The following is a 22,204-nucleotide window of genomic DNA, read 5'->3' as shown; positions in this document are numbered from 1 at the left end:
GAGTCGACGACACGAGGCGCGGGACGCGAGGATCGGCCGCGTCGGGCGGGGAAATATCCACGATGAGTAGCGGAACGAGCGGTGCCCAGGACTGGCGAGCGATCGCGTGCCTCGCCCCAACCGGCGAGCGGCTCCTGTGCGTGGGCGAAAGCTCCTCCCAGGTCCGCGCCGCCTACGCCGGGGCGTGGGGCGAAGTGATCCGGGACGAGGACCGCCCCACGGTGCGGGCCATCTCCCTGCAGCGCTGGACCGGCCAGTTCTGGGCCGGGCAGTGGGAGCACCAGTCCTACCTGGCCGTCCCCGCCACCCGCACCGGCAAGGCCCCCGGCGCCGACGCCGAGGACGGCGAGATCGAGGAAGAAGGCACCGAGGACGCCGTCGCGGTGGCCGAGGAAGCCTGACCAAGGCGAGCCCCGAGGCCGCCAGGTCGCCATCCATTTCCCCCCGGGCCACCCGGGGGGTTTTCATTTCCGGCCCCCGCGGACGCCCACCCCCGCGACTCGCCGGGGTTTTTCCCGGCGGCACGCTTCGCGCCGGGCGGGACGTGGGGTATGATGGGGACCCCGCAAGTGCCACGGGTCCGATGTTCGTACGCGCGCGTCTTGAGACGACAGGCGACCGGCCGTAGGCCCCCCTTGGAAGTGAACACGATCGAGACCCGCGTCCCATGATCATCGTCCTGAAGCCCCATTCCGCGCCCGACGTGGTGGCGCACGTCCTGGAGCGGATCGAGGAGCTGGGGCTGACGCCGCACCTCAGCCAGGGCGTGGCCCGCACCATCATCGGCGTCATCGGCGACGAGGCCAAGCTCCAGGTGGAGCCGCTGCAGGCGCTGCCGGGGGTCGAGCAGGTCGTCCCAATCCTCAAGCCGTTCAAGCTCGCCAGCCGCGAGTTCCACCCCGAGGACTCGGTCTTCGACGTGAAGGGGGTGAGGATCGGCGGCGGCCACCTGGCGATGATCGCCGGCCCCTGCGCGATCGAGGGGGAAGAGCTCCTGTACGAGACGGCCGTCAAGGTGCGCGACGCCGGCGCCAACATCCTCCGCGGCGGCGCGTTCAAGCCCCGCACCAGCCCCTACAGCTTCCAGGGGCTCGGCGAGGAAGGGCTGCGCATCCTCCGCCGCGTCGGCGACTCGCTGAACATGCCCGTCGTCACCGAGGTCATGGACCCCCGCCAGGTCGAGATGGTCGCCAAGTACGCCGACATGTTCCAGATCGGCGCGCGGAACATGCAGAACTTCGACCTGCTGAAGGAAGTCGGCAAGGTCAAGCTGCCGGTCCTGATCAAGCGCGGCATGAGCGCGACGGTGAAGGACCTGCTGATGTCGGCCGAGTACATCCTGGCCCAGGGCAACCGCGAGGTCATCCTCTGCGAGCGCGGGATCCGGACGTTCGAGGACTCGACGCGGAACACGCTGGACCTCTCGATGGTCCCCGCCGTCAAGCACCTGAGCCACCTGCCGGTGGTCGTCGACCCCAGCCACGCGACCGGCCGGCCCGAGCTGATCCCGGCGATGGCGAAGGCCTCCGTCGCCGCCGACGCCGACGGCGTCCACGTCGAGGTCCACACCTGCCCGGAGAAGGCCCTCTCCGACGGGCCCCAGGCCCTCCTCCCCGACCAATACGCCCGCCTCATGGCCGAGCTCCGTCGGCTCGCCGAGCTGCTGGGCAAGTCCATCGACGTCCGCGAAGGAGTGACGGTCTGATGCGCACGCTGCTGATCGCCGGGAACTGGAAGCTCAACCCCGCCTCGACCGAGGCCGCCGCCGCGCTGGCCGACGACGTGAAGAACGGGCTGGGCCCGGCGACCGACGTCCACGTGGTCCTGGCGCCCCCGTTCGTCTTCCTGAGCCGGATCGACCAGGCCCTGGAGAACTCGCCGATCGGCCTGGGCGGCCAGGATCTCCACTGGGAGACCAGCGGCGCGTACACGGGCGAGGTCTCGGCGCCGATGCTGGTGGACGTCGGCTGCACCCACGTCATCATCGGCCACAGCGAGCGCCGGCACGGCATGGGGGAGACCAACGAGCAGGTCAACGCGAAGCTCAAGGCCGCGCTCGCCGCGAAGCTCATCCCGATCGTCTGCATCGGCGAGACCAAGGACGAGCGCCTGGGCGAGAAGGCCGAGGCCGTCCTGCTGGAGCAGCTCGCCGGCTCGCTCGCGGGGCTGACGGCCGAGGAGGCCGCGGGCGTGGTCCTGGCCTACGAGCCGGTCTGGGCCATCGGCACCGGCCTGACCGCCACCCCCGAGCAGGCCCAGGCGGTCCACGCCTTCATCCGGCGCTGGCTGTCCGAGACCTTCGGCGAGGCGACGGCCGCCCGGATCGTCGTCCAGTATGGCGGGAGCGTGAAGCCCGACAACGCCGCCGAGCTGCTGGCCTGCCCGGACATCGACGGCGCCCTCGTCGGCGGCGCCGCGCTGAAGGCCGCCGACTTCCTGGCCATCATCAAGGCGGGCCAGGAAGTGACCGCCCGCGGCAAATCCTGATCCGAACCCGAGCCCCGACCTCGACCGCGAGCAAAGGATTCCCGACGTGGGTGTACTGACCGCCGTTCTCAACACGCTGATCGTCCTGTTCTCCCTGTTCCTCGTCTGCCTGGTGCTGATCCAGCGCGGCCGGGGGGGCGGCCTGGCCGGGGCCTTCGGAGGCGCGGGGGGCTCCAGCGCCTTCGGCACCAAGGCCGGGGACACCTTCACCCGCATCACGATCGGCGCGGCCGCGATCTGGATGGTGATGACCATGCTGCTCGTCATCCTGACCAGCCGCCAGGATTCGTCGCCGTTCGACGACGCGCCGACCTCGCTGACCCGCGACCTCTCGGCCCCGTCCGCCGCGGCCCCGGACACCCCCGGCGCCCCCAGCCCGATCGAGGGCTCCCCGGCCCCCGTCGCGGTCCCCTCGGACGCCCCGGCCCCCATCGAGAGCGCCCCGGCCGCCGCGCCCGCCGGCAACTTCCCGCTGACGCCCGGGAACGAGCCCCCGCCGACCCCCAAGTGACCCCGCGCCGGCCCCGATGAAGACGCGAAGCGAGGCGGCCCCCCCGCCTCGCTTCGATCATTCCACGACGACCGAAGAGGCCGACCTTGCTGCTGAGCATGACCGGATTCGGAGAGGCCCGGGGCCAGGACCCCGACGCCGGGCTGGCGATCTCGGCCGAGGTCCGCGCGGTCAACAACCGCCACCTCAAGATCACGGCCAAGATCAACGACCCCTACGGCCGGCTCGAGCCCGAGCTGGAGCGGCTGGTCCGGGAGCACGCGAGGCGCGGCACGGTCCAGTTCTCCGTCCGGGTCGAGCGGCCGCGCAAGGCCGAGGACTACCGCCTGAACGAGGCCGCGCTGGCCGGCTACCGCGCCCAGCTCGAGAAGCTCGGCGGGGCCGTCGACCTGGGCGCGCTGCTGGGCCTCCCCGGCATCGTCGAGGAGACGAAGGCCGCGACGCCCGACGTCGAGCGCGAATGGCCCATCATCGCCCGCGTCGCGGAGGAGGCCCTGGTCGAGTTCGAGGCCGCCCGCGCCCGGGAAGGCGCGGCCATGGCCTCGGAGCTGTCGTCGCTCGGGGGCTCGATCGTCGAGACGCTCGACGAGATCACCGCCCGCGCGCCGACGGTGATCGAGGCCCAGCGCAAGCGGCTGACCGAGCGGGTCCAGGCGCTGGTGCAGGAGCACGGCGTCACGGTCGAGCCGAAGGACCTGATCCGCGAGGTCGCCATCCTCGCCGACCGCGGCGACATCTCGGAGGAGCTGGTCCGGCTCCGGGCCCACCTGGACCAGTACCGCGAGATCCTGGACGCGCAGGAGAGCGGCGGCCGCAAGCTGGAATTCGTCGTCCAGGAGATGGGCCGGGAGATCAACACCGTGGGATCGAAGTCCAACGACGTGGAGATCAGCCGGCTCGTCGTCGACATCAAGGGGGCCCTGGAGCGGATCCGCGAGCTGGTCCAGAACGTCGAATGAGCAGCGCACCGAGCACGGAGACCGACTTGGAAGCCACGACCGCCTGGTCGACCCTGCCGGGACGGCTCGTCGTCCTGTCCGGCGCCTCGGGCGTCGGCAAGAGCACGGTGGTCGACCGCCTCATCGCCCGCGCCGGCGGCAAGGTCCGGCGGTCGATCTCGGCCACCACCCGCGCGCCCCGCGAGGGGGAGATCCCCGGCGTCGACTACTTCTTCGTAAGCCCGGAGGAGTTCGACGCGATGCGCGGCGACCTCCTGGAGTCGGCCGAGGTCCACGGCTCGCGCTACGGCACCCCCGCGGGCCCCGTCCGCGAGGCGCTGGGGGCGGGGCTCTGCGTGATCCTCGTGATCGACGTGCAGGGGGGATTCCAGGTCCGGGAGAAGGTCCCCGACGCGCTGCTCGTCTTCATCCAGGCCCCCTCGCCCGACGTGCTGGAGCATCGGCTCCGCGAGCGGGGGACCGACGACGACGCCGCCGTCGCCCGCAGGCTGGCCAACGCCCGCCGCGAGATCGAGGCGTCCCGAGGTTACGACGTCCAGCTAGTGAACGACGATCTGGAGGCCTGCGTCGACGCCCTGATCGCGACGCTGGCCGAACACAACTGCGCGGAGGGCATCGGCGATGATTGAAGAGCTGAAGGAAGAAGAGATCGTCAACAAGGTCGGCGGCCGGTTCAAGCTGTCCACCCTGATCCAGAAGCGGATGATCGCCCTGAACCAGGGGGCCCGCCCGCTGGTCGACGGCCGGGGCATGGACAAAATTTCGATGGTGATCCAGGAGATCATGCAGGACAAGATCTACCTGGACATGTCCGGCAAGCTCCAGAGCAACGAGCCGAGCGAGGATTTCCTCGACGGCGGGACGGTCGATCTTACCCAGCCGGCCGAATGAGCGCCCCCGGGGCCGAGGGCCGACCCGGGCGGTCGAATCCTCCCAAGCCGGCGCGGCCCGCCGGCCGATGACAGGGGACGCCGACTCCGTCATCGACCAGGTGCGAACCCGCGCCGCCGGTCGCGGCCGAGCGACCGACGGGAGCGGGGGCGTTCGGGGGGAATCATGCTCCTGCGACAGCGACTGTTCCGATCGGCCCCCGCGCTCGCCTTCCTCGTCCTCAATCTCTTCCTGGGCCTGAGCCTGCTGGGCTACGACCCCGGCGACGCGCTCCGGGGCCGGTGGACGACCGAGGACGCGGCGATCGTCCCGGTCGCGAACCCCTGCGGCCCGGTCGGCGCCCGCCTGGCCGAGGCCGCCCAGCGCACGTTCGGCTGGGCCTCGTGGCTGGGCCTCGCGGCGATGGCCGCGCTCAACCTCCTGGTCGCCCGGGGCCGACGGCCGGCCGACCGCGTCGGCCCGGCGATCGGGCTGCTGCTCGTCCTGATCGTCGCCGCGGCCCTCGTCGACAAGTTCGGCGCGGGGATCCGCCCGAGCGCGCCGGTGGGGCCGGGGGGCTACGCGGGCGCGATGGCCGCCTGCGCCCTGGAGGGCCAGTTCGGGCTCGCGGGCATGCTGCTGATCCTCGGCGCCGCCGGCGTCCTGGGGGTCGCGCTCTGTCAGGAGGTCCTGATCTCGCTGCCGGCGCAGGAGCTTTCCGCCCTGGCGCCGGGGCTGTTCCGGCGCGGCCGTTCGGCCCCGATCGCCGGTGTCCCCGCTCTGGCCGAATGGCAGCCCGGCCCCCCCGCCCTGGCCGGCGAGGTCGCGCCGCGGCCCGCGCTGGCGCGGGTGGCCGAGATCGGCCCGCGGCCGGGCCCGCTGGTCCAACGCGGGCCGACGCCCGCCGCGACCGCCGCGCCGATGGCGCGTGGGCCGCAGCCCCCGGCGGTGGCCCGGCCGTCGCAACCGGTCCCGATGGTCGACCCGTCGTCGCCGTTCCAGCTCCCGCCGTACGAGATCCTGGAGGCCCCCTCCCCCGCGCCGGTCCAGGAGCACGAGGCCCAGATCCACGCCCGGGCGATGCTGCTGGAGCGGACGCTGCTGGACTTCGGCTACCAGGTCCGAGTGGTCCAGATCGACACCGGCCCGGTCATCACCCAGTTCGAGATCGAGCTGGAGGCCGGGCTGCGGGTCTCGCGCGTCGCCGGCCTGGCGGACGACCTGGCGATCGCCCTGGCCGTGCCGACGGTCCGCATCGTCGCGCCGATCCCCGGCAAGAGCACCGTGGGGATCGAGGTCCCCAACGAGCGCAGGACCATGGTGCGCATCAGCGAGGTCATCGCCGACACCGAGGCCGCGCGCGACAAGTGTCGCATCCCCCTGTTCCTGGGCAAGGACGTGAAGGGGGCGCCGATGGTCTTCGACATGGCCGACATGCCCCACCTGCTCATCGCCGGCCGCACGGGGACGGGCAAGTCGGTCTGCCTGAACGCCATGATCACCTCGATCCTCATGACCCGCTCGCCCGACGAGGTCAAGATGATCATGATCGACCCGAAGATGGTCGAGCTGTCGCAGTTCAAGAAGATCCCGCACCTGATGACGCCGGTCGTCACCGACATGAAGAAGGCCGAGTCGATCCTGTCGTGGGCGTGCGACAAGATGGACGAGCGGTACGGCTTCATGGCGCGGGCCGGCGTGCGGCACATCTCGCTGTACAACCAGCTCGGGGCCGACGAGATCATGCGCCGGATCGCACCGGAGGACGAGGAGGAGGCCAAGCGGATCCCGACCTACATGCCGTACATCGTCATCGTGGCCGACGAGATGGCCGACCTGATGATGACCGCCGGCAAGGAGGTCGAGCAGCACATCGTCCGGCTGGCGCAGAAGTCGCGGGCCGTCGGCATGCACCTGATCCTGGCGACCCAGCGGCCGACCGTCGACGTGATCACCGGCCTGATCAAGGGCAACATGCCCGCGCGGATCGCGTTCCAGGTGACGAGCCGCAACGACTCGCGCGTGGTGCTGGACGAGATGGGCGCCGACAAGCTGCTGGGCAACGGCGACATGCTGTTCCTCGTCCCCGGGACGTCCCAGCTCGTCCGCGCCCAGGGGACGTACGTCTCCGACGCCGAGCTGAACCGCCTGACGGACTACCTCTCGCAGTATCCCGCGGAGTACAGCCGCGAGATCATGCAGCTCAAGGCCGGCGGCGGCCCCGGCGGCAAGGAGCGGGGCGCCGCCCTCAAGGAGCGAGACGATCTGTACGAGCCGGCGATCGAGGTCGTCGTCCGCGAGGGCCGCGGCTCCTGCTCGCTGCTCCAGCGGGCGCTCGGGATCGGCTACGGGCGGGCCTCGCGGCTCATCGACTTCATGGCCGAGGACGGCATCGTCGGCGAGTTCAAGAGCGGCTCGGCGCGCGAGGTCCTCTTCACCTGGGAGGAGTGGGAGGCGATGAAGAACGGCGGCGAGGCGGGCGACGCCTCGGGCTCCTCCGACGAGGCCGCGGCCTGACGGGAGGAGGTCGCGAGCGATGAAGAAGGCCCTCGCCGCCCTGATCCTGGCCCATGCCACCCTGGCGCTGTCCGTCGCCGCGACCCACCGCCTGCTGCCGGATCGGGTGGCCACGCACTTCGGCCCGGACGGCCAGCCGGACGGCTGGGCCTCGCGATCGGACTACGCGACGTACCTGCTCTCTTCCGCCGCGCTGATCTCGATCCTGTGCGCCGGTCCGCTGTACCTGACGCGCAAGCTGCCGGAATCGCTGATCAACATCCCGGAGCGGGATTACTGGCTCGCCCCGGAGCGGCGAGACGAGGCGCACGCCCGGCTGTTCGCGCTCGGCCTGGGGATCGCCGCGGCGACGACCGGGCTGTTCGTCGCGCTACACCTGCTCACGGTGCGCGCGAACCTTGCGCGACCCCCGAGGCTCGCGACGGCCGAGGCGTTCGGGCTCGTCGCGACCTTCCTGGCGATCCTGGGGGGCGTCTTCTGGGCCTTCGGCCCGAGGGCCTGGAGGGTCGAGGACCGATCCTGACCCGTTCGCGTCGCTCAGCGCGGGGCCGGCGGGATGTAATCCCGGGTCGACGGCCGGTCGGCCGACGCCGAGGGGGCATAGGTCGCCCTGGGGTACGCGCTCTTCGACGAGGCCGGGCGGCGCGGGGCGGTGGGGATGTACCCTCGCCTGGAGACGGGGGACGACTGATCGCGGAGCGTGAAGTAAGACGGCGGGACGCGCCCCGACATGTCCAGGCGACCGCTGGCGTCGTCCGAGGCGTAGTTGTTCCGCGAGCGAGGCGCGGACATGTAGCCCTGGCCCTTGGGGGCGGTCTTGTACTTCTTGGCCCTCGAAACCTGCGCCTTGGCTTCCTTCGCGTAGTGGTCCCCGAGGCCTCCGGTCTGCTGGGCCTCGGCGGCGCCGGAGCAGAACGCGGCGAGCAGCGCGACACCGACGAGCGTGATCGGGCGTGTCATGATGTTTGGCGTTCCTCGGTAAGGACCAAGCATTGAGGACGGTCGCCGCCGATCCTCTGTTGGACTCGCCTATTATCGATCGGGCGACAGATTTTTTCAAGGACGAGAGTTGCACGCCGCCGACACGAAGCCAAGAAACGTTCGCGATTGACAACACGCGCGGACGAGGCGCCGGCGGCGGATCAGCGGCCCGCGCGGAAGGCGTCGAGGATCGCGTCGGCCCCCTGATCGCGGAGTGCCTGGGCGACGCGGCGGCCGAGGTCGTCAGGGTCGGCCGGGTCGCCGTCGAGCGCGGCGGAGATGGCGCGGAGGCCGTCGGGCGCGAACACCGAGGCGTCGAGGAGCAGGCGGCCGTCGTCGCCCATCCGTCCCCAGGCGGCCATCGGGATCATGCAGCCCCCTTCCAGCTCCGCCAGCGCCCGGCGCTCGGCGACGACGGCGGCGTGGGCGGCCGGGTCGTCCAGCAGGGCCAGGAGCGCCCGCGTCGGCGCGTCGTCGGCCCGGCACTCGATCCCCAGCGCCCCCTGCCCCACCGCCGGCAGCATCGTCGGCGGTTCCAGGCGTTGCGTGACGTGGGCGTGCAGCCCCAGGCGATGGAGGCCCGCCCAGGCGAGGAGGACTGCGTCGAGCTTCCCTTCCAGGGCCATGTTCAGCCGGGTCTCGACGTTCCCGCGCACGGCCCGGACGTCCAGGTCGGGCCTCATGTGGAGGATCTGCGCCCGTCGGCGCACCGATCCGGTGCCGACGCTCGCGCCGGCGGGGAGCGCGTCAAGCCGGCGATGCTCGGGCGCGATCAGGGCGTCGGCCACTTCCTCGCGCCCCGGCACGGCGGCGAGGGCCAGCCCGTCCGGCCCGCTCGTCGGCAGGTCCTTCAGGCTGTGGACGGCCACGTCCACCGTCCCGTCGACGAGCGCGCGCTGGATCTCCTTGGTGAAGAGACCCGTCCCGCCGATGGCCGCCAGCGGCGAGTTGCGGTCGCGGTCGCCGTGGGTCTTGATCTCGACGAGCTCGACCGCGAGGCCGGGGGACCGCTCGCGGAGGGCGGAGGCGACCCAATCCGCTTGCCAGCGGGCGAGGCGGCTGCCGCGGGTGCCGACTCGGATCGAACGCGGGAGGTCGGGCGATGTCATGGCGTGGCTCGATTACGATTCTCGGGAGACGGCGACGACCATGACCCCACGCGCCCCGGCTCGCTTCAGGGCGCGGGCGGCCGACCCCAGCGTGGCGCCGGTTGTCAGCACGTCGTCGACGAGGACGACGGTCCGGCCCTTCAGGTCGGCCCCTCGCCGGGCGGCGAAAGCGCCTCGCATCACGGCGTCGCGGTCCTGTCGGGTCCGGCCGACGAGGTGGGGGGTGTACTTCACCCGACGCAAGACGTCGCGCGCCTCGCGCCGCAGGACCGCGGCCAGGGCGCGGGCCAGCACGTCCGCCTGATTGTACCGCCGACGCAGCCGCCGGAACCAGTGCTGCGGGACCGGCGCGACGAGGGCGTCGGGCGGGAGCGCCTCGAAATCCTCGCGCCGGGCCTCCCCCCAGAGCGAGCCCAGCGCCGGCGCCAGGAACGCGCCGCGCTCGTCCTTGAGCTTCAGGACGAAGTCTCGCCACGGCGCGCCGTCGTCGCGGTGCGGCCCGAGCGCGACGGCCGCGTCGAACCCCAGCGACTTGCCGCGACACTCCGAGCACCCCCCGGAGAGGTCCGCGTACGGGCCGACCGGCAGGGCGCAACGGGGGCAGGACGAGGCCCGATAGGCGACGGCCTCCGACAGCAGGTCCGCGCGGCAGGGGTCGCAGAACGGCCCGCGGACGGCGGGGCCGGCGGCCTGGCAGAGCGTGCAACGCCAGGGGAAGACGAGGTCGCAGACGGCCTCGCCGACCGCGCGCCAGGCCGAGGCCATCTCAACCCCCGGCCGCGCGGGGCTTCGAACTCGGCGCGGCCTCGTCCATCTCCAGGTAGGGCTCCAGCCGCTCGCGCAACTCGTTGCGGGCACGGGCCAGCAGCGACTTCACCGCGGCCGGCGAGCGGTTCATCACCTGGCCGATCTCCGCGTAGCTCATCTCCTCGAACTTGCTCAGGAGGACGGCCATCTTCTGGTCCTCCCCCAGCACCGCGACCGCCTCGCGGACGACCTCGGATAGCTCCACCTGCCGCATCTGGGCCGAGGCGGTCTCCTCGCGCCCGGGGACGGCCAGGACGGGCGACTCCCCCCGCGAGCCGTCACCGCCCGTCGACCCCGCCGACGCGGCCGGCTTCCGCCCCTTGTCGCGGACGTGGTTCATCGCCAGATTGTTGGCGATCGTGAACAGCCAGGTCGAGAACTTGGCCCGGGGCCGGTACCCCTTGCGCGCCTTGTAGACCCGGAGGAACACGTCCTGCGACAGATCCTCGGCCTCCTCCAGGTTGCCGACGACGTGGGACAGCACGCCGACGAGCCGGTCCTGATACCGCGAGACCATCGCCTCGAACGCGCCGGGGACGTCGTCGCGGATCTGGATCATCAGCCGGACGTCCGGGTCGCGGGCCTCAAGCTGGCGCCCCAGCACGTCGAGTTCGCCTCGGCTCACGGTCGCTCCTCTCGGCGTCGGAAGTCGAGCCCGATCGTCGTCACGAGGGGGCGCCGATCGCGACCGTCGGCGGCCCGGCGGCCGACTCGTAGCGGCGGCGGAGCTGCCCGCACGCCGCGTCGATCGACCGGCCCCTGGTGCGGCGGACCGTCACGGCGACGCCGAGGCCACGCACCCGCTCCGTGAACCGGCGCACGTCGTCCGGCTCGGGGCGGACGAACGGCAGGCCGGCCACGGCGTTGTACGGGATCAGGTTGACGTGCGCCTTGCGCCCCCTCAAGAGCCGCCCCAGCGCCGCGGCGTCCTGGGGACGGTCGTTGACGCCGCCCAGCATGACGTACTCATACGTCACCTGCCGCCCGGTGATCCGGAAGTAGTCGTCGGCGGCCTCCAGCACGGCCGTCAGGCCGATCTTCTCGTTGACCGGGACCAGCTCGTCGCGAAGCTCCTCCGTCGGCGCGTGGAGCGAGACGGCCAGGTGATACTGCCGGTCCTCCCCGGCGAGCTTGCGGATCTTCTCCGGCAGGCCGACGGTGGAGATCGTCACCCGGCGCTGGCTCATCCCCAGGCCGTCATGGGGCGAGCAGACGCGGTCGAGCGCGACGAGCAGATTGTCCAGGTTCGCCAGGCTCTCCCCCATCCCCATCACGACGATGTGGGTGACCGACTCGCCCGGCGGCAGGAGTTGCTGCGACTGCAACACCTGGTCGAAGATCTCGGCGGCGGTCAGGCTCCGCTCGACCCCCTTGAGCCCGCTGGCGCAGAAGACGCAGCCCATGCCGCACCCGACCTGGGTGCTGACGCAGACGGTCCGGCGGGTGCCGTCGGCCATCAGGACGCACTCGATGTTGCGGCCGTCTCGGCAGCGGAGCAGCAGCTTGTCGGTGCCGTCGTCGGCGACGCCGCGGTAGGCCAGGTCGGTCGCGAACAGGGTCCACTCGGCGTCGAGCTTCTCCCGCAGGTCCAGCGGCAGGTCGGTCATGTCGGCGAACGACTTCGGCCGACGGTGGAACGCCCACTGGTGGATCTGCTTCACGCGATACGGCTTGTGCCCGACGGCCGCGACCCACGCGCGCAGCTCGTCGGCCGTCGCCCCGAACAGGGGGCGCTTCGGATTTGTCTCGGCCTCGATTCGTTCCCCGCCCCGCGTCACGGCCGGCCCTCATTCTGCTCGATGTATGAACGCCTTCATTGTAGGACCCGCTCGCCCGCCGGCCAAGTCGCGAATCCGAACGCGCCGAGGATCGCGTCGGCCGCGCGGTTCAGGCCGTCGGCCCCGGCGATGTGGGACCGCATCGCCTCGGCGCGTCCCCGATAGGATGGATCGTCGAGCACGGCGCGGACGGCCTCGCGGACGCGCGGGACGGTGGCGCGGGAGACGGGGATGGAGCGACCCACGCCGGCGGCCTCGACCCGGACGCCCACGCCCGGCTGGTCGTTCGTCACCGGCAGGACGACCGTCGGGACGCCGCAGGTCAGCGACTCCAGCGTCGTGTTCAGGCCGCCGTGGGAGATCGTGAGCGTGGAGCGGCGGATCAGGTCGAGTTGCGGGGCGAAGCCGACGACGATCGGGTCGCCGGGGAGGTCGCCGAGCGCCTTCGGGTCCCCTCCCCCCCCGAGCGAGATCGCCAGTTGCAGCCCCATGCCGTCGCACGCCGCGGCGATCGTCCGGAAGGTCGTACCCACCTGGTTCTGGAGCGTCCCCATGGATACGTAGGCCAGCAGCCGACCATTCAGGCGATCCCAGGGGAAGTCGACGGGGGCGCGGGCCTCGGGGTCGGTCCAGGGGCCGGTGTGGTGGAAGCTCGGCGGCACGACCCGCCCGGGCAGTTCCAGCGCGGCCGGGAGCTGCGAGACCTGGGCCAGTCGCGACAACGCCGTCTCCCACTCCAGCGGGGCCATGCCCCACTCGCGCCTCCGCTGGTCCACGGCGGTCACCACCGGCCTGATCACCCGACCGATTAGCCAGTTCCCCAAGCGATTCCGCAGCCGCGACGCCGCTCCCCGCCCGTGGCGCCAGGCGAACTGGAACGGGGGGACGCTCGGGTCCAGGTTGATCGGGAGCGCCGCCGCGGTGCTGACGTAGGGCACGCCCAGGCGCTCCGCCAGCGTGCTCCCCGCGACCTGGCATTGGTCGATCACCAGGGCGTCGATCCTCGCCTCGCGGGCGGCGGCGGGGACCTCGTCCAGGATCATCACCGCGGTCCGCGCCATGCGCTCGATCGTGAAGCGGAGCGCCTCCCTCCCCTTGAGACGCCCGAGCCGCTCGTCCAGCTCGCGCAACGAGCCCGGCGGGTAGGCGGCCCGCCCGATCGGCCGGTAGTCCAGCCCGGCCCCGCGAACCCTTTGCTCGAAATCGGGGAGCTCGAAGTAGACGACCTCATGCCCGCGCGACATGAGCTTCCGCGCCAGCGCCGAGGACGGATAGAAGTGACCCGGGACGGGGATGCCCACGAAGCCGATGCGAGCCATGGATGAGGCCTGGCCTTTCCGGTTGGGGATATCGAGCCGAGGGACGTTCGTCCGTCGATCACGTCGCCGCTTCCAGACATCGCAGCGCCTCGTCCAGCATGGCCGCCCCGCCGACGCGGGCGACGTCGACGTGCTTCGCGCCGGGGACTTCCAGGAACGTGGCCGGCGAGGGGAAGGTCTCGGCCAGGTCGCGGGCGAGGGGCGTCGGGATCAGGTCGTCGTCGCTGCCGTGGACGACGATCGCGGGGCGGTCGAAGCGCGGCGCCAGTTCGAGCATGCCGGGGCGCGCCAGCTCCGCGCCGGCGATCCTCCCGGCGCGACGAACCACGACGGACGACAGCGCCCGGGACATCGGCAGTCGCTTGCGACGCATCACGGTCGCGACCGACGATCGCAGGTCGACCATCGGAGCCTCCAGGACGAGCCCCCGGACGCGGCGGTCATCCACCGCGGCGCGGAGGGCGATCGCCGCCCCCATCGATCGCCCCCAGATCACGGGCGCGAAGGGTTCGCCCGGGGGGACGAGGCCGGCGAGGACGTCGAGCCAGGCCCGCAGGTCGTCGGCCTCGCGCGCCCCGAAGGTCGAATGGACGCCCTCGCTGGCGCCGTAGCCGCGGAGGTCGATCGCCGCGACGTTCCATCCTCGCGCCAGGATGGCGGGCGCGCGATCGAGGATCATCGCGGCGGGGCCGTCGCCGAAGCCGTGGACGAGGACGACGACGCGACCCGTCGGGCGATCGGCGGCGATCCAGCGGCCGGCGAGCGCCACGCCGTCGGCCGCGAGGGCGCGGATCGGCTCGCCCGGCCCGTACGCGCCGGGGTCGGCGGGCCTTCGAGGGGACACGAGGGCCCAGGCGCCGAACTCCACGACCGCCAGCAAGAGCGCCGCGATCAGCCCGGCCCCGAACCCCGCCGCGGCGATCATCCAGGTCATCCCGGCCGCCCTTCCGTCATCGCGAGCCCAGATACCCGCGCGCCTCGACCCCGTCGGGCGACCATCGCAGCAGGACCGCGCCCGACCGCCACGTCCGAAAGAGCACGATATCCCCGGCCTCCAGGGGCGTCAACGCGTCGACCACGCCCGCCGTCGGCGGCCTCTGGCTGGCGATGACCACGCGCGGCCGCGCCCACTCGAACAGCCGGGGCGGGTTCGCCGCTCGGGCGCCGTGGTGCGGGGCGAGGAGCACGTCGATCGGCCGGCCCGGCTCGGGCTTCGACAGCAACTCCGCCAGGCCAACCTGCTCCAGGTCGCCGGTCAGCAGGAGCCGACGGCCGCGCCGGGAGACGTCCAGCACCAGGCTCCGGGCGTTGTCCGACGCCGACTCCCAGCCGGCCGGCGGGTGGATCACCTCGACCCGCGTCGACCCCGACGGCCGCGACGACGGCGCGACCGCCTCGCGCACGGGAACTCCGCGCCCCCGGAGCGTCCGCATGAGCGAGTCCGCCGCCGGGTTGTCGTCGCCGAGGAAGCCCTCGGTGACCACGACCTCGCCGACCTCGAAGCGGTCGAGGATGTCGGGTAGGCCGTTGTAGTGGTCGTTGTCGGCGTGGCTCAGGTAGACGGCGTCGATCCGCGAGAGCCCGCGCGACCAGAGCGCCGGCGCCACGATCCGACGCCCCACGCCGGGGTCGTCCATCCGGCCGCAGTCGTAGAGGAACGCCCTCCCCTCGGGCGTCGCGACCACGACGGCCAGGCCGTGGCCGACCGCCAGGACGTCGGCCTCCAGGTCGGCCGGCTTCCTCGGCCCCGTCAGCCACCAGCCCGGGACGCACCAGCCGAGGGCCAGGCCCCAGGCGACGCGCCGGCCCCATCGCCAGGCGGGCGAAGGTCGATCGCGCCTGGGGCCGGCGTGCATCAGGTAGACCGCCGCCGGGAGAAGGAGGTAGAACGCGGCGACCGACGTCGGCGGCGGCCCCGGCGCGTACCACGTCCCCCAGGGGATCGCCGCCCCCCGGGTCGTGACGACCTCGACGCCCCGCAGCAGCCCCCCGCACGCCGCCCCGGCCGATCGCTCCAGGACGCCGGCCGTCCTCTCCGTCAGCCCGAGCGCCAGCGCCAGCGGCCCGGCCAGCCATGCCGCGGGATAGGAGAGCCCGGCCGCCAGCGCGGCCAGCGCGGCCATCGTCAGCTTGAACGCGCCGGCCAGCAGGGCCATCGAGGTCATCGGCACCAGCGGGATGTTCAGCAGGATCCCCATCGGCGAGACGACGTGGAACCGCGACGCCGACAGCGGCGCCGCCACGGCCCAGACGATCGCCGACGCCGCCGCCAGCCGCGCCGCCTGCCGACCCGCCCAGCGCGCCATGCGGCTCCCGATCGCGTGATGCCACGCCTCCAACTCGTCGAGCGGGTCGGGCGGCCCGAGGACTCGCAGCCGCAACGCCTCGCCGAGCTTCCCCGCCATCGGCATCAGCCAGAAGAGCGCGCCCACCGCCAGGAACGAAAGCTGGCAGCCCACGTCGAATACCGCCGACGGATTGACCACGATGCTCAGCACCCCCGCGAGCGCCAGGGCGTCGGCCGGGCCGGTCGCCCGGCTCGCGAACAGCGCGGCGCAGAACGCGACGGTCATCACCATCGACCGTGACACCGAGGGGGAACATCCCACCAGCATTGCGTACCCGATCGCGGCCGAGGCCACCAGGATGTAGCGGAGCCGCCTCGGCACGCCGACGACCACCAGGCCCATCCCGACGGCCCAGGCCATAACCTGGAGCTGCAACCCCGAGACCGCGAGGAGGTGCGTGGTCCCCGTCCGAGCGAAGGCGTCGACGACCTCCGGGTCGATGTCGTCGCGACGCCCCAGCACCAGGGCCGTCGCCAGCGGCGCCGCGCGGGGATCGAGGCCGTCGATCAGGCGGTCGCGGCTCCAGGCGCGGATCGCCCCCAGCCACCCCACGCCGCCCGACCACGCGCCGTCGGGGTCGGCCGTCACGCCCGATGGCTCGTCGACGGCCATCGCCAGGCGGATCCCCTGCGCCTGGAGGAACGCGCGGCGGTCGAACTCGCCGGGGTTCAGCGGGCCGGCGACGCGCGAGAGGCGCCCGGCCGCCCGCACCGGCTCGCCGGCCGCCAGGTCGGTCCGGTCCCCCTGCACGGAGACGTCGGCCCGGCCGGAGCACGGCACGAACGCCGAGCCGTCGAAGATCCCCTCGATCCGGAGGATGAATCGGGTCCGCGTCCGCGGCGGCTGCCCCGGCGCCCGGCCCTCTCGCGCGCGGAGGCCGATCACCTCCTCGACGTGCCCCCGGACCCACGCCGGCTCGGGCTGGTCGCCGGCGACGGCCGCCAGGTCGTCGCCGGCGAGGTCGAACCATCGGAAGTGGTGATAACCGCCCCCCGCGGCGACGATGGCCGCCGTCAGCAAGGCGAACGCGAGGCGAGGGCGGCCGAAGGCCAGCACGGAGGCCCCCGCCAGCGCGAGGGCCGCGAGCCCCCACGCGACGGTCGGCGGCCCGCCGATGGCGCGGTCGGCGACGGTGCCGAGGCAGAGCGCCGCCAGCACGGGGGCCAGCGGCGCGACGGGCCATCGCGGCGAGCGATCCGGCCGCCGATCGGGCGTCGGCCGGGCCGCCGCGGGCGTCAGTCCAGCTTGACCAGCGAGATTTCCATGGTCAGGACGAGCCACTTCCCGCCCTTGTTGAGACGGACCTGATGGAACGCGATCCTGGGCGAGCCGGGCTTCAGCGTGTTCATCTCGAACGTGCCGTCGATCGAGAGGAGGTCGGGCGCGAGCAGCCGGGCGTGGTCGACCGTGTTCCGCGACTTGATCGTCTCGGGGTTCTCGAAAATCTTGGCGTAGGCGGCCTCGACCTTCTCGCGACCCTCGTGGGTCTCCCGGACGATCGCGCCATTCTCCTTCTGATACGCGACGATCACCCCCTTCTCATCATAGGTCGCGGCCATGGCGCGGGCGTCGAGCGTGTCGAAGATCGCGGCCCCCTCGGTGGTCACCTTCTCGGCGATCTCGCGGGCCTTGGCGTCGTCGCCCGCCACGGCCGCCGACGAGGCCAGGATCATCGAGGCGAGCCCGAGGGCCAGGAACGGAAAGCGTCTCATGAGTCAACTCCTTCATGGTAGGATTCGCGGGAAGGCGTGCCTACACGCCCTCGATTCCACACCATCCGGACCCCCGACGCAAGGGACGCGCCGCCCGGCCCGGCCCGACGGAGCGGGCGGCGCCTGGGAATCGCGCCGCCGCCCCGCTATCCTCGACCCCGCGCCATAGGCCGACGCCCTCGCTCCGGAGCGACCCCATCATGACGCCGATCGTCCCCCTGCTCGTCGCCGCCGCGGCCTTCCAGGCGGCGGCCGACCCGCCGACGTTCCCCCGCACGCCGCCGACCGGGGCCGCCGAGGCCCCGGCGACGTTCCGGACGCGCCTGGGCCTGCGGATGGAGCTGATCGCCGCCGAGCCGCTCGTGCTCGACCCGGTCGCGGCGGCCTACGACGAGGACGGCCGGCTGTACGTCGTGGAGATGTCCGACTATCCCCACGTCGAGGCCGAGAACGACGTCCCCTTCAAGGAGAACACGCTCGACCCGCCCCTCGGCCGGCTCAAGCTCCTGGAAGACCGCGACGGCGACGGCCGGTTCGACGCCGCGACCATCGTCGCCGATCGCCTCTCATGGCCAACCGGGCTCGCGATCTGGAAGGGGGGCGTCTTCGTCGCCGCGACCCCGGACGTCTGGTACATCAAGGACGCCGACGGCGACGGCCGGGCCGAGATCCGCGAGAGGGTCTTCGAGGGCTTCCGCAAGCTCAACGTCCAGGCCGTGATGAACAACCTCGTCTGGGGTCTGGACCACAAGATTTACGGCGCGGGGTCGAGCAACGGCGGCGAGATCCGCCGCGCCGACCGCCCCGACGCGCCGGGCGTGCCGATCCCCCGGCGCGACTTCCGGTTCGACCCGACCACCCGCGAGTTCGAGGCGGTCTCCGGCGGGGCGAGGTTCGGCAACACGTTCGACGACTGGGGCAACCGCTTCCTCTGCGACATCCGCAACCCGGCCGAGCACGTCGTCCTCCCCGCCCGATACCTGGCGCGGAACCCGCGGCTCGCCGCCCCTCGCGTCCTGCACGACGTCGCCCTCGCCGGGGACGCCATACCGGTCTTCCGGATCAGCCCCCCCGAGCCATGGCGCGAGTTCCGGGCCCGCCGCTGGGCCGCCAACGGCAAGGTGCTCCCCCGCAGCGAGCTGATCGGCTCGGGCATCGTCACCTCGTCCAGCGGCGTGACCGTCTACCGCGGCGACGCCTACCCTCCGGAGACGCGCGGCCAGATCTTCGTCTGCGAGGTCGCCAACAACCTGATCCACCGCCAGGCGGTCGAGCCCGACGGCGTCACCTTCCGGGGCCGTCGCGCCGACGAGGGGGGCGAGATCGTCGCGTCCACCGACACCTGGTTCCGCCCCGTCAACTTCGTCCACGCCCCCGACGGCACGCTCCACGTCCTGGACATGTACCGCGAGACGATCGAACACCCCTGGTCGATCCCCGACGACATCAAGGCGACGCTCGATCTCCGCGCCGGCGAGGACCGCGGCCGGATCTATCGGCTGGCCCCCCCCGACTTCCAACCCCGACCGGCCCCCAGGCTCTCCGCGGCCGCGACGGCGGAGCTAGTCGCGTTGCTGTCGCACCGCAACGCCTGGCATCGCGACACGGCTCATCGGCTGATTCACGAGCGCCAGGACCCCTCGGCCGTCGCCCCGCTGCGGGCCCTGCTCCGCGAGTCCGCCGAACCGCTGGCCCGGCTGCACGCCCTGTGGTCGCTCGACGGCCTGGGCTCGCTGGCCGACGACGACCTGCTAATCGCGCTGGGGGACGACTCGCCGGGCGTCCGCGAGCACGCCGTGGCGCTGGCGGAGCCCCGGATCGGGGCCGTCGCGACGCTACGCGAGCGCGTGATCGCGCTGGCCGACGACCCGGGCGACCGGGTCCGATTCCAGGTCGCGTTCACGCTCGGCGAGGTCGCCGAGTCCGACCCGAGGGCCGTCGCGGCGCTGGCATCCGTGGCGCGACGAGACGCGGCCGACCCCTGGCGCCGGACGGCCGTCCTCAGCTCGGCCGGCAAGTCCGCCGTCCCGCTGTTCGAGGCGATCGTCGCCGACGACCCGGCGGCCGCCGACGGCCTGGACGTCCTGCTCCGCGACCTGGCGACCCTCGTAGGGGCGTCGGGCGACCTCGCGGAAGCGGGGCGGTTCCTCGAACGGCTCGCCGCCGGCCCCGTCGCCCGCGGGGAGGCGCGACGGCTCGACGCCGTGCTGCTCGGGCTCGGCGAGGGGATGGCGCGGGGAGGCCGGAAGACCTTCCGCGACGCCGCGACGACCGACCCCGCCGCCCGGGCCATGCTCGATTCGGCCCTGGCCCGCGCGACCAGCACGGCGGCCGACGGCGAGGCCGACCTGGCCGATCGCGAGCGTGCCGTCGCGCTGCTGGGGCAGTCGGGATTCGCCGCCTCCGGGGAAGTCCTGGCGTCCCTCCTGACGCCCGGCGAACCCCAGCGGATCCAGCTCGGGGCCACGCGGACGCTCGCGACGTTCCCGGACGACGGCGTCGCCCCGGCGTTGCTCTCGCGGTGGCCGTCCCTTCCGCCTGCCGTGCGGACCGAGGCGCTGACGCGGCTGCTGTCGCGGCCGTCATGGACCGTCGCGCTGCTGGACGCCGTGGAGGCCGGGGCCGTCCCCGCGTCGGTGATCCCCCCGGCCCGCCGCGCCCTCCTCCTGGACCACCGCGACGCGAAGATCCGGGATCGCGCCAACGCCCTGCTCGCCGCCGCGGCGCCGGCCGCGCGGGCCGCCGCCTACGAGCGATACCGCCCCGCGCTGGACCTCCCGGCCGACTCGGCGCGCGGGGGCCGCGTGTTCGAGCGGGAGTGCATGTCGTGCCACCGCCTCGGCGACCAGGGGAAGGCGGTGGGCCCGAACCTCGCCTCCGTCCAGCGCCGGACGCCCGACGAGGTCCTGCTGCACATCGTCGACCCCAACCGCGAGGTCGCGCCCGAGTTCCTGGAATACACCGTCGCGATGGACGACGGTCGAGTGCTGTCGGGGATGGTCGCGGAGGAATCGTCCTCGGCGCTGACGCTCCGGCGATCCGGCGGCGAGGAAGACACCGTGCCCCGCTCCGGCGTCGAGGCCATCGTCGGGACCGGGAAGTCGCTCATGCCCGAGGGCCTGGAGGAGCGGATCGACCCGGGCGAGATGGCCGACCTCATCGCCTTCATCCTGGGGGTCCAGCAATGAGGAGCAAGCAGGCCCCCCGGATTCGCATCTGGGATCTCCACTGCCATCTGGCCGGCCTCGCCGGGACGACCCCCGAGGAGTTGATGGCCGAGCTGATCCGCCGGGCCGATCGCATGGGGATCGAGCGGGTCGTGGTGTTCATGGGCTTTCCGTTCATCGCCGACCCGACGCCCGACGACCTGCGACGCCAGAACGACCAGGTGCTCCGGGCGCTCGCGGGGCGGGAAGACCGGGCGCTGGGCTTCGCCTACGTCAGCCCGAACCACGTCGAGGCCAGCCTCCGCGAGATCGACCGTTGCGTCCGAGACGGCCCGATGGTCGGCATCAAGCTCTGGATCGCCCGGCGGTGCTCCGATCCCCAGGTCGACCCGATCATCGCCCGCGCCGCGGAGTTGCGGGGGGCGATCTTCCAGCACACCTGGTCGAAAACCGGGGGGAGCCTGCCGGGCGAGTCCCTGCCCGAGGACCTGGCCGAGTTGGCGAGGCGACACCCCGACACGCCGATCATCTGCGGCCATACCGGCGGCGAGTGGGAGCGTGGCATCCGCGCGGTGCGGGGACTGCCGAACGTCTCGGTGGACCTGGCGGGGTCCGACCCGACCGCCGGGCTGACGGAGATGGCCGTCCGCGAGCTGGGGGCGTCGCGAGTCATCTTCGGCAGCGACGCCGGGGGGCGTAGCTTCGCCTCGCAGCTCGCCAAGGTGCGATCCGCGGCGCTCTCTCACGAGGACCGGTCCCGGATCCTCGGCGGGAACCTCCGGGCGATGCTCGCGCCCATCCTCCGGGCGAAGGGGGTCGCGTTCGAGCCATGATCGACGTCAACGTCTCGCTCTCCCGCTGGCCGTTCCGCCGCCTGCCGCTCGACGATCCGCGGGCGCTGGCCGACGCGCTCCGGGGCCTGGGCGTCGTCCGGGCCTGGGCCGGCAGCTTCGACGCGCTCCTGCACCGGGACGTGGCGGGGGCCAACGAGCGGCTCGCCGCCGACTGCCGCGCCCACGGCGACGGCCTGTTCCTCCCCTTCGGGACCGTCGACCCGACCCTCTCCGACTGGCGCGACGACGTGCGACGATGCCACGAGACGCACGAGATGCCGGGCCTGCGCCTCCACCCGAATTACCACGGCTACAAGCTGGGCGACCCGCGTTTCGTCGACCTGCTCGACGAGGCCGCCGGCCGGGCGATGCCGGTCCAGATCGCCGTCTCGATGGAAGACGCCCGGACCCAGCACCCGCTGGTTCGCGTCCCCCCCGTCGACCTCTCCCCACTGCCAGGCCTGGTCGAGGCCCGGCCCGACCTGCGCGTGGTCCTGCTGAACCTGCCGATCCCCCCACGGACCGGCCCGGTCGCCGACCTGCTCGCGACCAAACGGGCATGGGTCGACACGGCGATGATCGAGGGGGTCGCCGGCATCGAGCGGTTCGCGGCGGCCTTCGGCGCCGACCGCCTCATGATCGGCTCCCACGCGCCATTCTTCTGCCCGGACGCCGTCCCGCTGAAGCTCCAAGAATCCGAACTAACCCCGGCCGATCGCGACGCCATCGTCGCGGGGAACGCCAGCGGCCTCCTCTGGATCCCCTGATCCGACGCCACGCGCGTCGCGGGGGGAGGATGTTCGCCG

Annotated in this window: 21 protein-coding genes; 12 read left to right on the top strand and 9 right to left on the bottom strand. The window is 72.8% G+C overall.

The genetic code is table 11. The features are described 5' to 3' along the window. Positions 1–62: 62 nt before the first annotated feature. From WG209_RS05630 to WG209_RS05590, 9 genes are all read left to right on the top strand, one after another. Positions 63–401, top strand: a complete 339-nt coding sequence (locus WG209_RS05630) for a hypothetical protein (protein WP_337174035.1) — start codon at positions 63–65, stop codon at positions 399–401. Positions 402–667: 266 nt separating this feature from the next. After that, positions 668–1,705 carry a 3-deoxy-7-phosphoheptulonate synthase gene (gene aroF, locus WG209_RS05625; protein ID WP_337174034.1) on the top strand — a complete coding sequence of 346 codons (1,038 nt, stop codon included), beginning with the start codon at positions 668–670 and terminating at the stop codon, positions 1,703–1,705. Further along, positions 1,705–2,487 (top strand): triose-phosphate isomerase, encoded by a 783-nt coding sequence (gene tpiA, locus WG209_RS05620; RefSeq protein ID WP_337174033.1) that lies wholly within the window; start codon positions 1,705–1,707, stop codon positions 2,485–2,487. The genes aroF and tpiA overlap by 1 nt, the downstream gene beginning before the upstream one ends. 46 nt (positions 2,488–2,533) lie before the next feature. Next, positions 2,534–2,998, top strand: a complete 465-nt coding sequence (secG, locus tag WG209_RS05615) for a preprotein translocase subunit SecG (protein WP_337174032.1) — start codon at positions 2,534–2,536, stop codon at positions 2,996–2,998. 86 nt (positions 2,999–3,084) lie between these two features. Continuing rightward, the gene (locus tag WG209_RS05610; protein WP_337174031.1) at positions 3,085–3,957 is read left to right on the top strand and encodes a YicC/YloC family endoribonuclease; all 873 of its coding nucleotides are present in this window, start codon (positions 3,085–3,087) and stop codon (positions 3,955–3,957) included. A 26-nt stretch (positions 3,958–3,983) separates the two neighbouring features. Next, positions 3,984–4,586: a guanylate kinase gene (gene gmk / locus WG209_RS05605; protein WP_337174030.1), complete on the top strand. Its 603-nt coding sequence runs from the start codon at positions 3,984–3,986 to the stop codon at positions 4,584–4,586. Further along, positions 4,579–4,848 (top strand): DNA-directed RNA polymerase subunit omega, encoded by a 270-nt coding sequence (locus WG209_RS05600; protein ID WP_337174029.1) that lies wholly within the window; start codon positions 4,579–4,581, stop codon positions 4,846–4,848. The genes gmk and WG209_RS05600 overlap by 8 nt, the downstream gene beginning before the upstream one ends. Before the next feature lie 165 nt (positions 4,849–5,013). Beyond that, positions 5,014–7,344, top strand: coding sequence for a DNA translocase FtsK 4TM domain-containing protein (locus WG209_RS05595; RefSeq protein WP_337174028.1), 2,331 nt, complete (start codon positions 5,014–5,016; stop codon positions 7,342–7,344). 19 nt (positions 7,345–7,363) lie between these two features. Further along, positions 7,364–7,867 carry a DUF1648 domain-containing protein gene (locus WG209_RS05590; protein WP_337174027.1) on the top strand — a complete coding sequence of 168 codons (504 nt, stop codon included), beginning with the start codon at positions 7,364–7,366 and terminating at the stop codon, positions 7,865–7,867. A gap of 14 nt (positions 7,868–7,881) precedes the next feature. On the opposite strand, the gene WG209_RS05585 is transcribed toward WG209_RS05590, so the two are convergent. The 9 genes from WG209_RS05585 to WG209_RS05545 form a co-directional block, all read right to left on the bottom strand. Then, positions 7,882–8,304 (bottom strand): hypothetical protein, encoded by a 423-nt coding sequence (locus WG209_RS05585; protein WP_337174026.1) that lies wholly within the window; start codon positions 8,302–8,304, stop codon positions 7,882–7,884. Between the two features lie 182 nt (positions 8,305–8,486). After that, a complete protein-coding gene (gene hemC / locus WG209_RS05580) occupies positions 8,487–9,434 on the bottom strand; it encodes a hydroxymethylbilane synthase (protein WP_337174025.1) in 948 nt (315 codons plus the stop codon). A 12-nt stretch (positions 9,435–9,446) separates the two neighbouring features. Continuing rightward, positions 9,447–10,199 (bottom strand): ComF family protein, encoded by a 753-nt coding sequence (locus WG209_RS05575; protein ID WP_337174024.1) that lies wholly within the window; start codon positions 10,197–10,199, stop codon positions 9,447–9,449. 1 nt (position 10,200) lies between these two features. Next, positions 10,201–10,866: a sigma-70 family RNA polymerase sigma factor gene (locus WG209_RS05570; RefSeq protein ID WP_337174023.1), complete on the bottom strand. Its 666-nt coding sequence runs from the start codon at positions 10,864–10,866 to the stop codon at positions 10,201–10,203. Positions 10,867–10,906: 40 nt separating this feature from the next. Next, positions 10,907–12,019 carry a 23S rRNA (adenine(2503)-C(2))-methyltransferase RlmN gene (rlmN, locus tag WG209_RS05565; protein WP_337174022.1) on the bottom strand — a complete coding sequence of 371 codons (1,113 nt, stop codon included), beginning with the start codon at positions 12,017–12,019 and terminating at the stop codon, positions 10,907–10,909. Positions 12,020–12,054: 35 nt separating this feature from the next. Then, a complete protein-coding gene (locus tag WG209_RS05560; RefSeq protein ID WP_337174021.1) occupies positions 12,055–13,338 on the bottom strand; it encodes a nucleotide disphospho-sugar-binding domain-containing protein in 1,284 nt (427 codons plus the stop codon). 58 nt (positions 13,339–13,396) lie between these two features. Further along, a complete protein-coding gene (locus tag WG209_RS05555) occupies positions 13,397–14,272 on the bottom strand; it encodes an alpha/beta fold hydrolase (RefSeq protein WP_337174020.1) in 876 nt (291 codons plus the stop codon). Positions 14,273–14,288: 16 nt separating this feature from the next. Further along, positions 14,289–16,967 (bottom strand): ComEC/Rec2 family competence protein, encoded by a 2,679-nt coding sequence (locus WG209_RS05550; RefSeq protein WP_337174019.1) that lies wholly within the window; start codon positions 16,965–16,967, stop codon positions 14,289–14,291. Then, a complete protein-coding gene (locus tag WG209_RS05545; RefSeq protein WP_337174018.1) occupies positions 16,922–17,398 on the bottom strand; it encodes a hypothetical protein in 477 nt (158 codons plus the stop codon). The genes WG209_RS05550 and WG209_RS05545 overlap by 46 nt, the downstream gene beginning before the upstream one ends. A gap of 200 nt (positions 17,399–17,598) precedes the next feature. On the opposite strand from WG209_RS05545, the gene WG209_RS05540 reads away from it, so the two are divergent. The 3 genes from WG209_RS05540 to WG209_RS05530 are packed head-to-tail and all read left to right on the top strand — an operon-like array spanning position 17,599 to position 22,165. Then, a complete protein-coding gene (locus tag WG209_RS05540) occupies positions 17,599–20,586 on the top strand; it encodes a PVC-type heme-binding CxxCH protein (protein ID WP_337174017.1) in 2,988 nt (995 codons plus the stop codon). Then, entirely contained in the window at positions 20,583–21,398 is an 816-nt protein-coding gene (locus WG209_RS05535; protein ID WP_337174016.1) for an amidohydrolase family protein, read from the top strand. Before WG209_RS05540 ends, WG209_RS05535 begins: the two co-directional genes overlap by 4 nt. Continuing rightward, positions 21,395–22,165 (top strand): amidohydrolase family protein, encoded by a 771-nt coding sequence (locus WG209_RS05530; RefSeq protein WP_337174015.1) that lies wholly within the window; start codon positions 21,395–21,397, stop codon positions 22,163–22,165. The genes WG209_RS05535 and WG209_RS05530 overlap by 4 nt, the downstream gene beginning before the upstream one ends. The last annotated feature ends 39 nt before the right edge of the window (positions 22,166–22,204 follow it).

The sequence above is a fragment of the Paludisphaera sp. genome (assembly GCF_037189885.1).
Lineage (GTDB): Bacteria > Planctomycetota > Planctomycetia > Isosphaerales > Isosphaeraceae > Paludisphaera.
The sequence above is the reverse complement of the archived record's forward strand: the minus strand, read 5'-3'. Positions and strand labels throughout refer to the sequence as shown.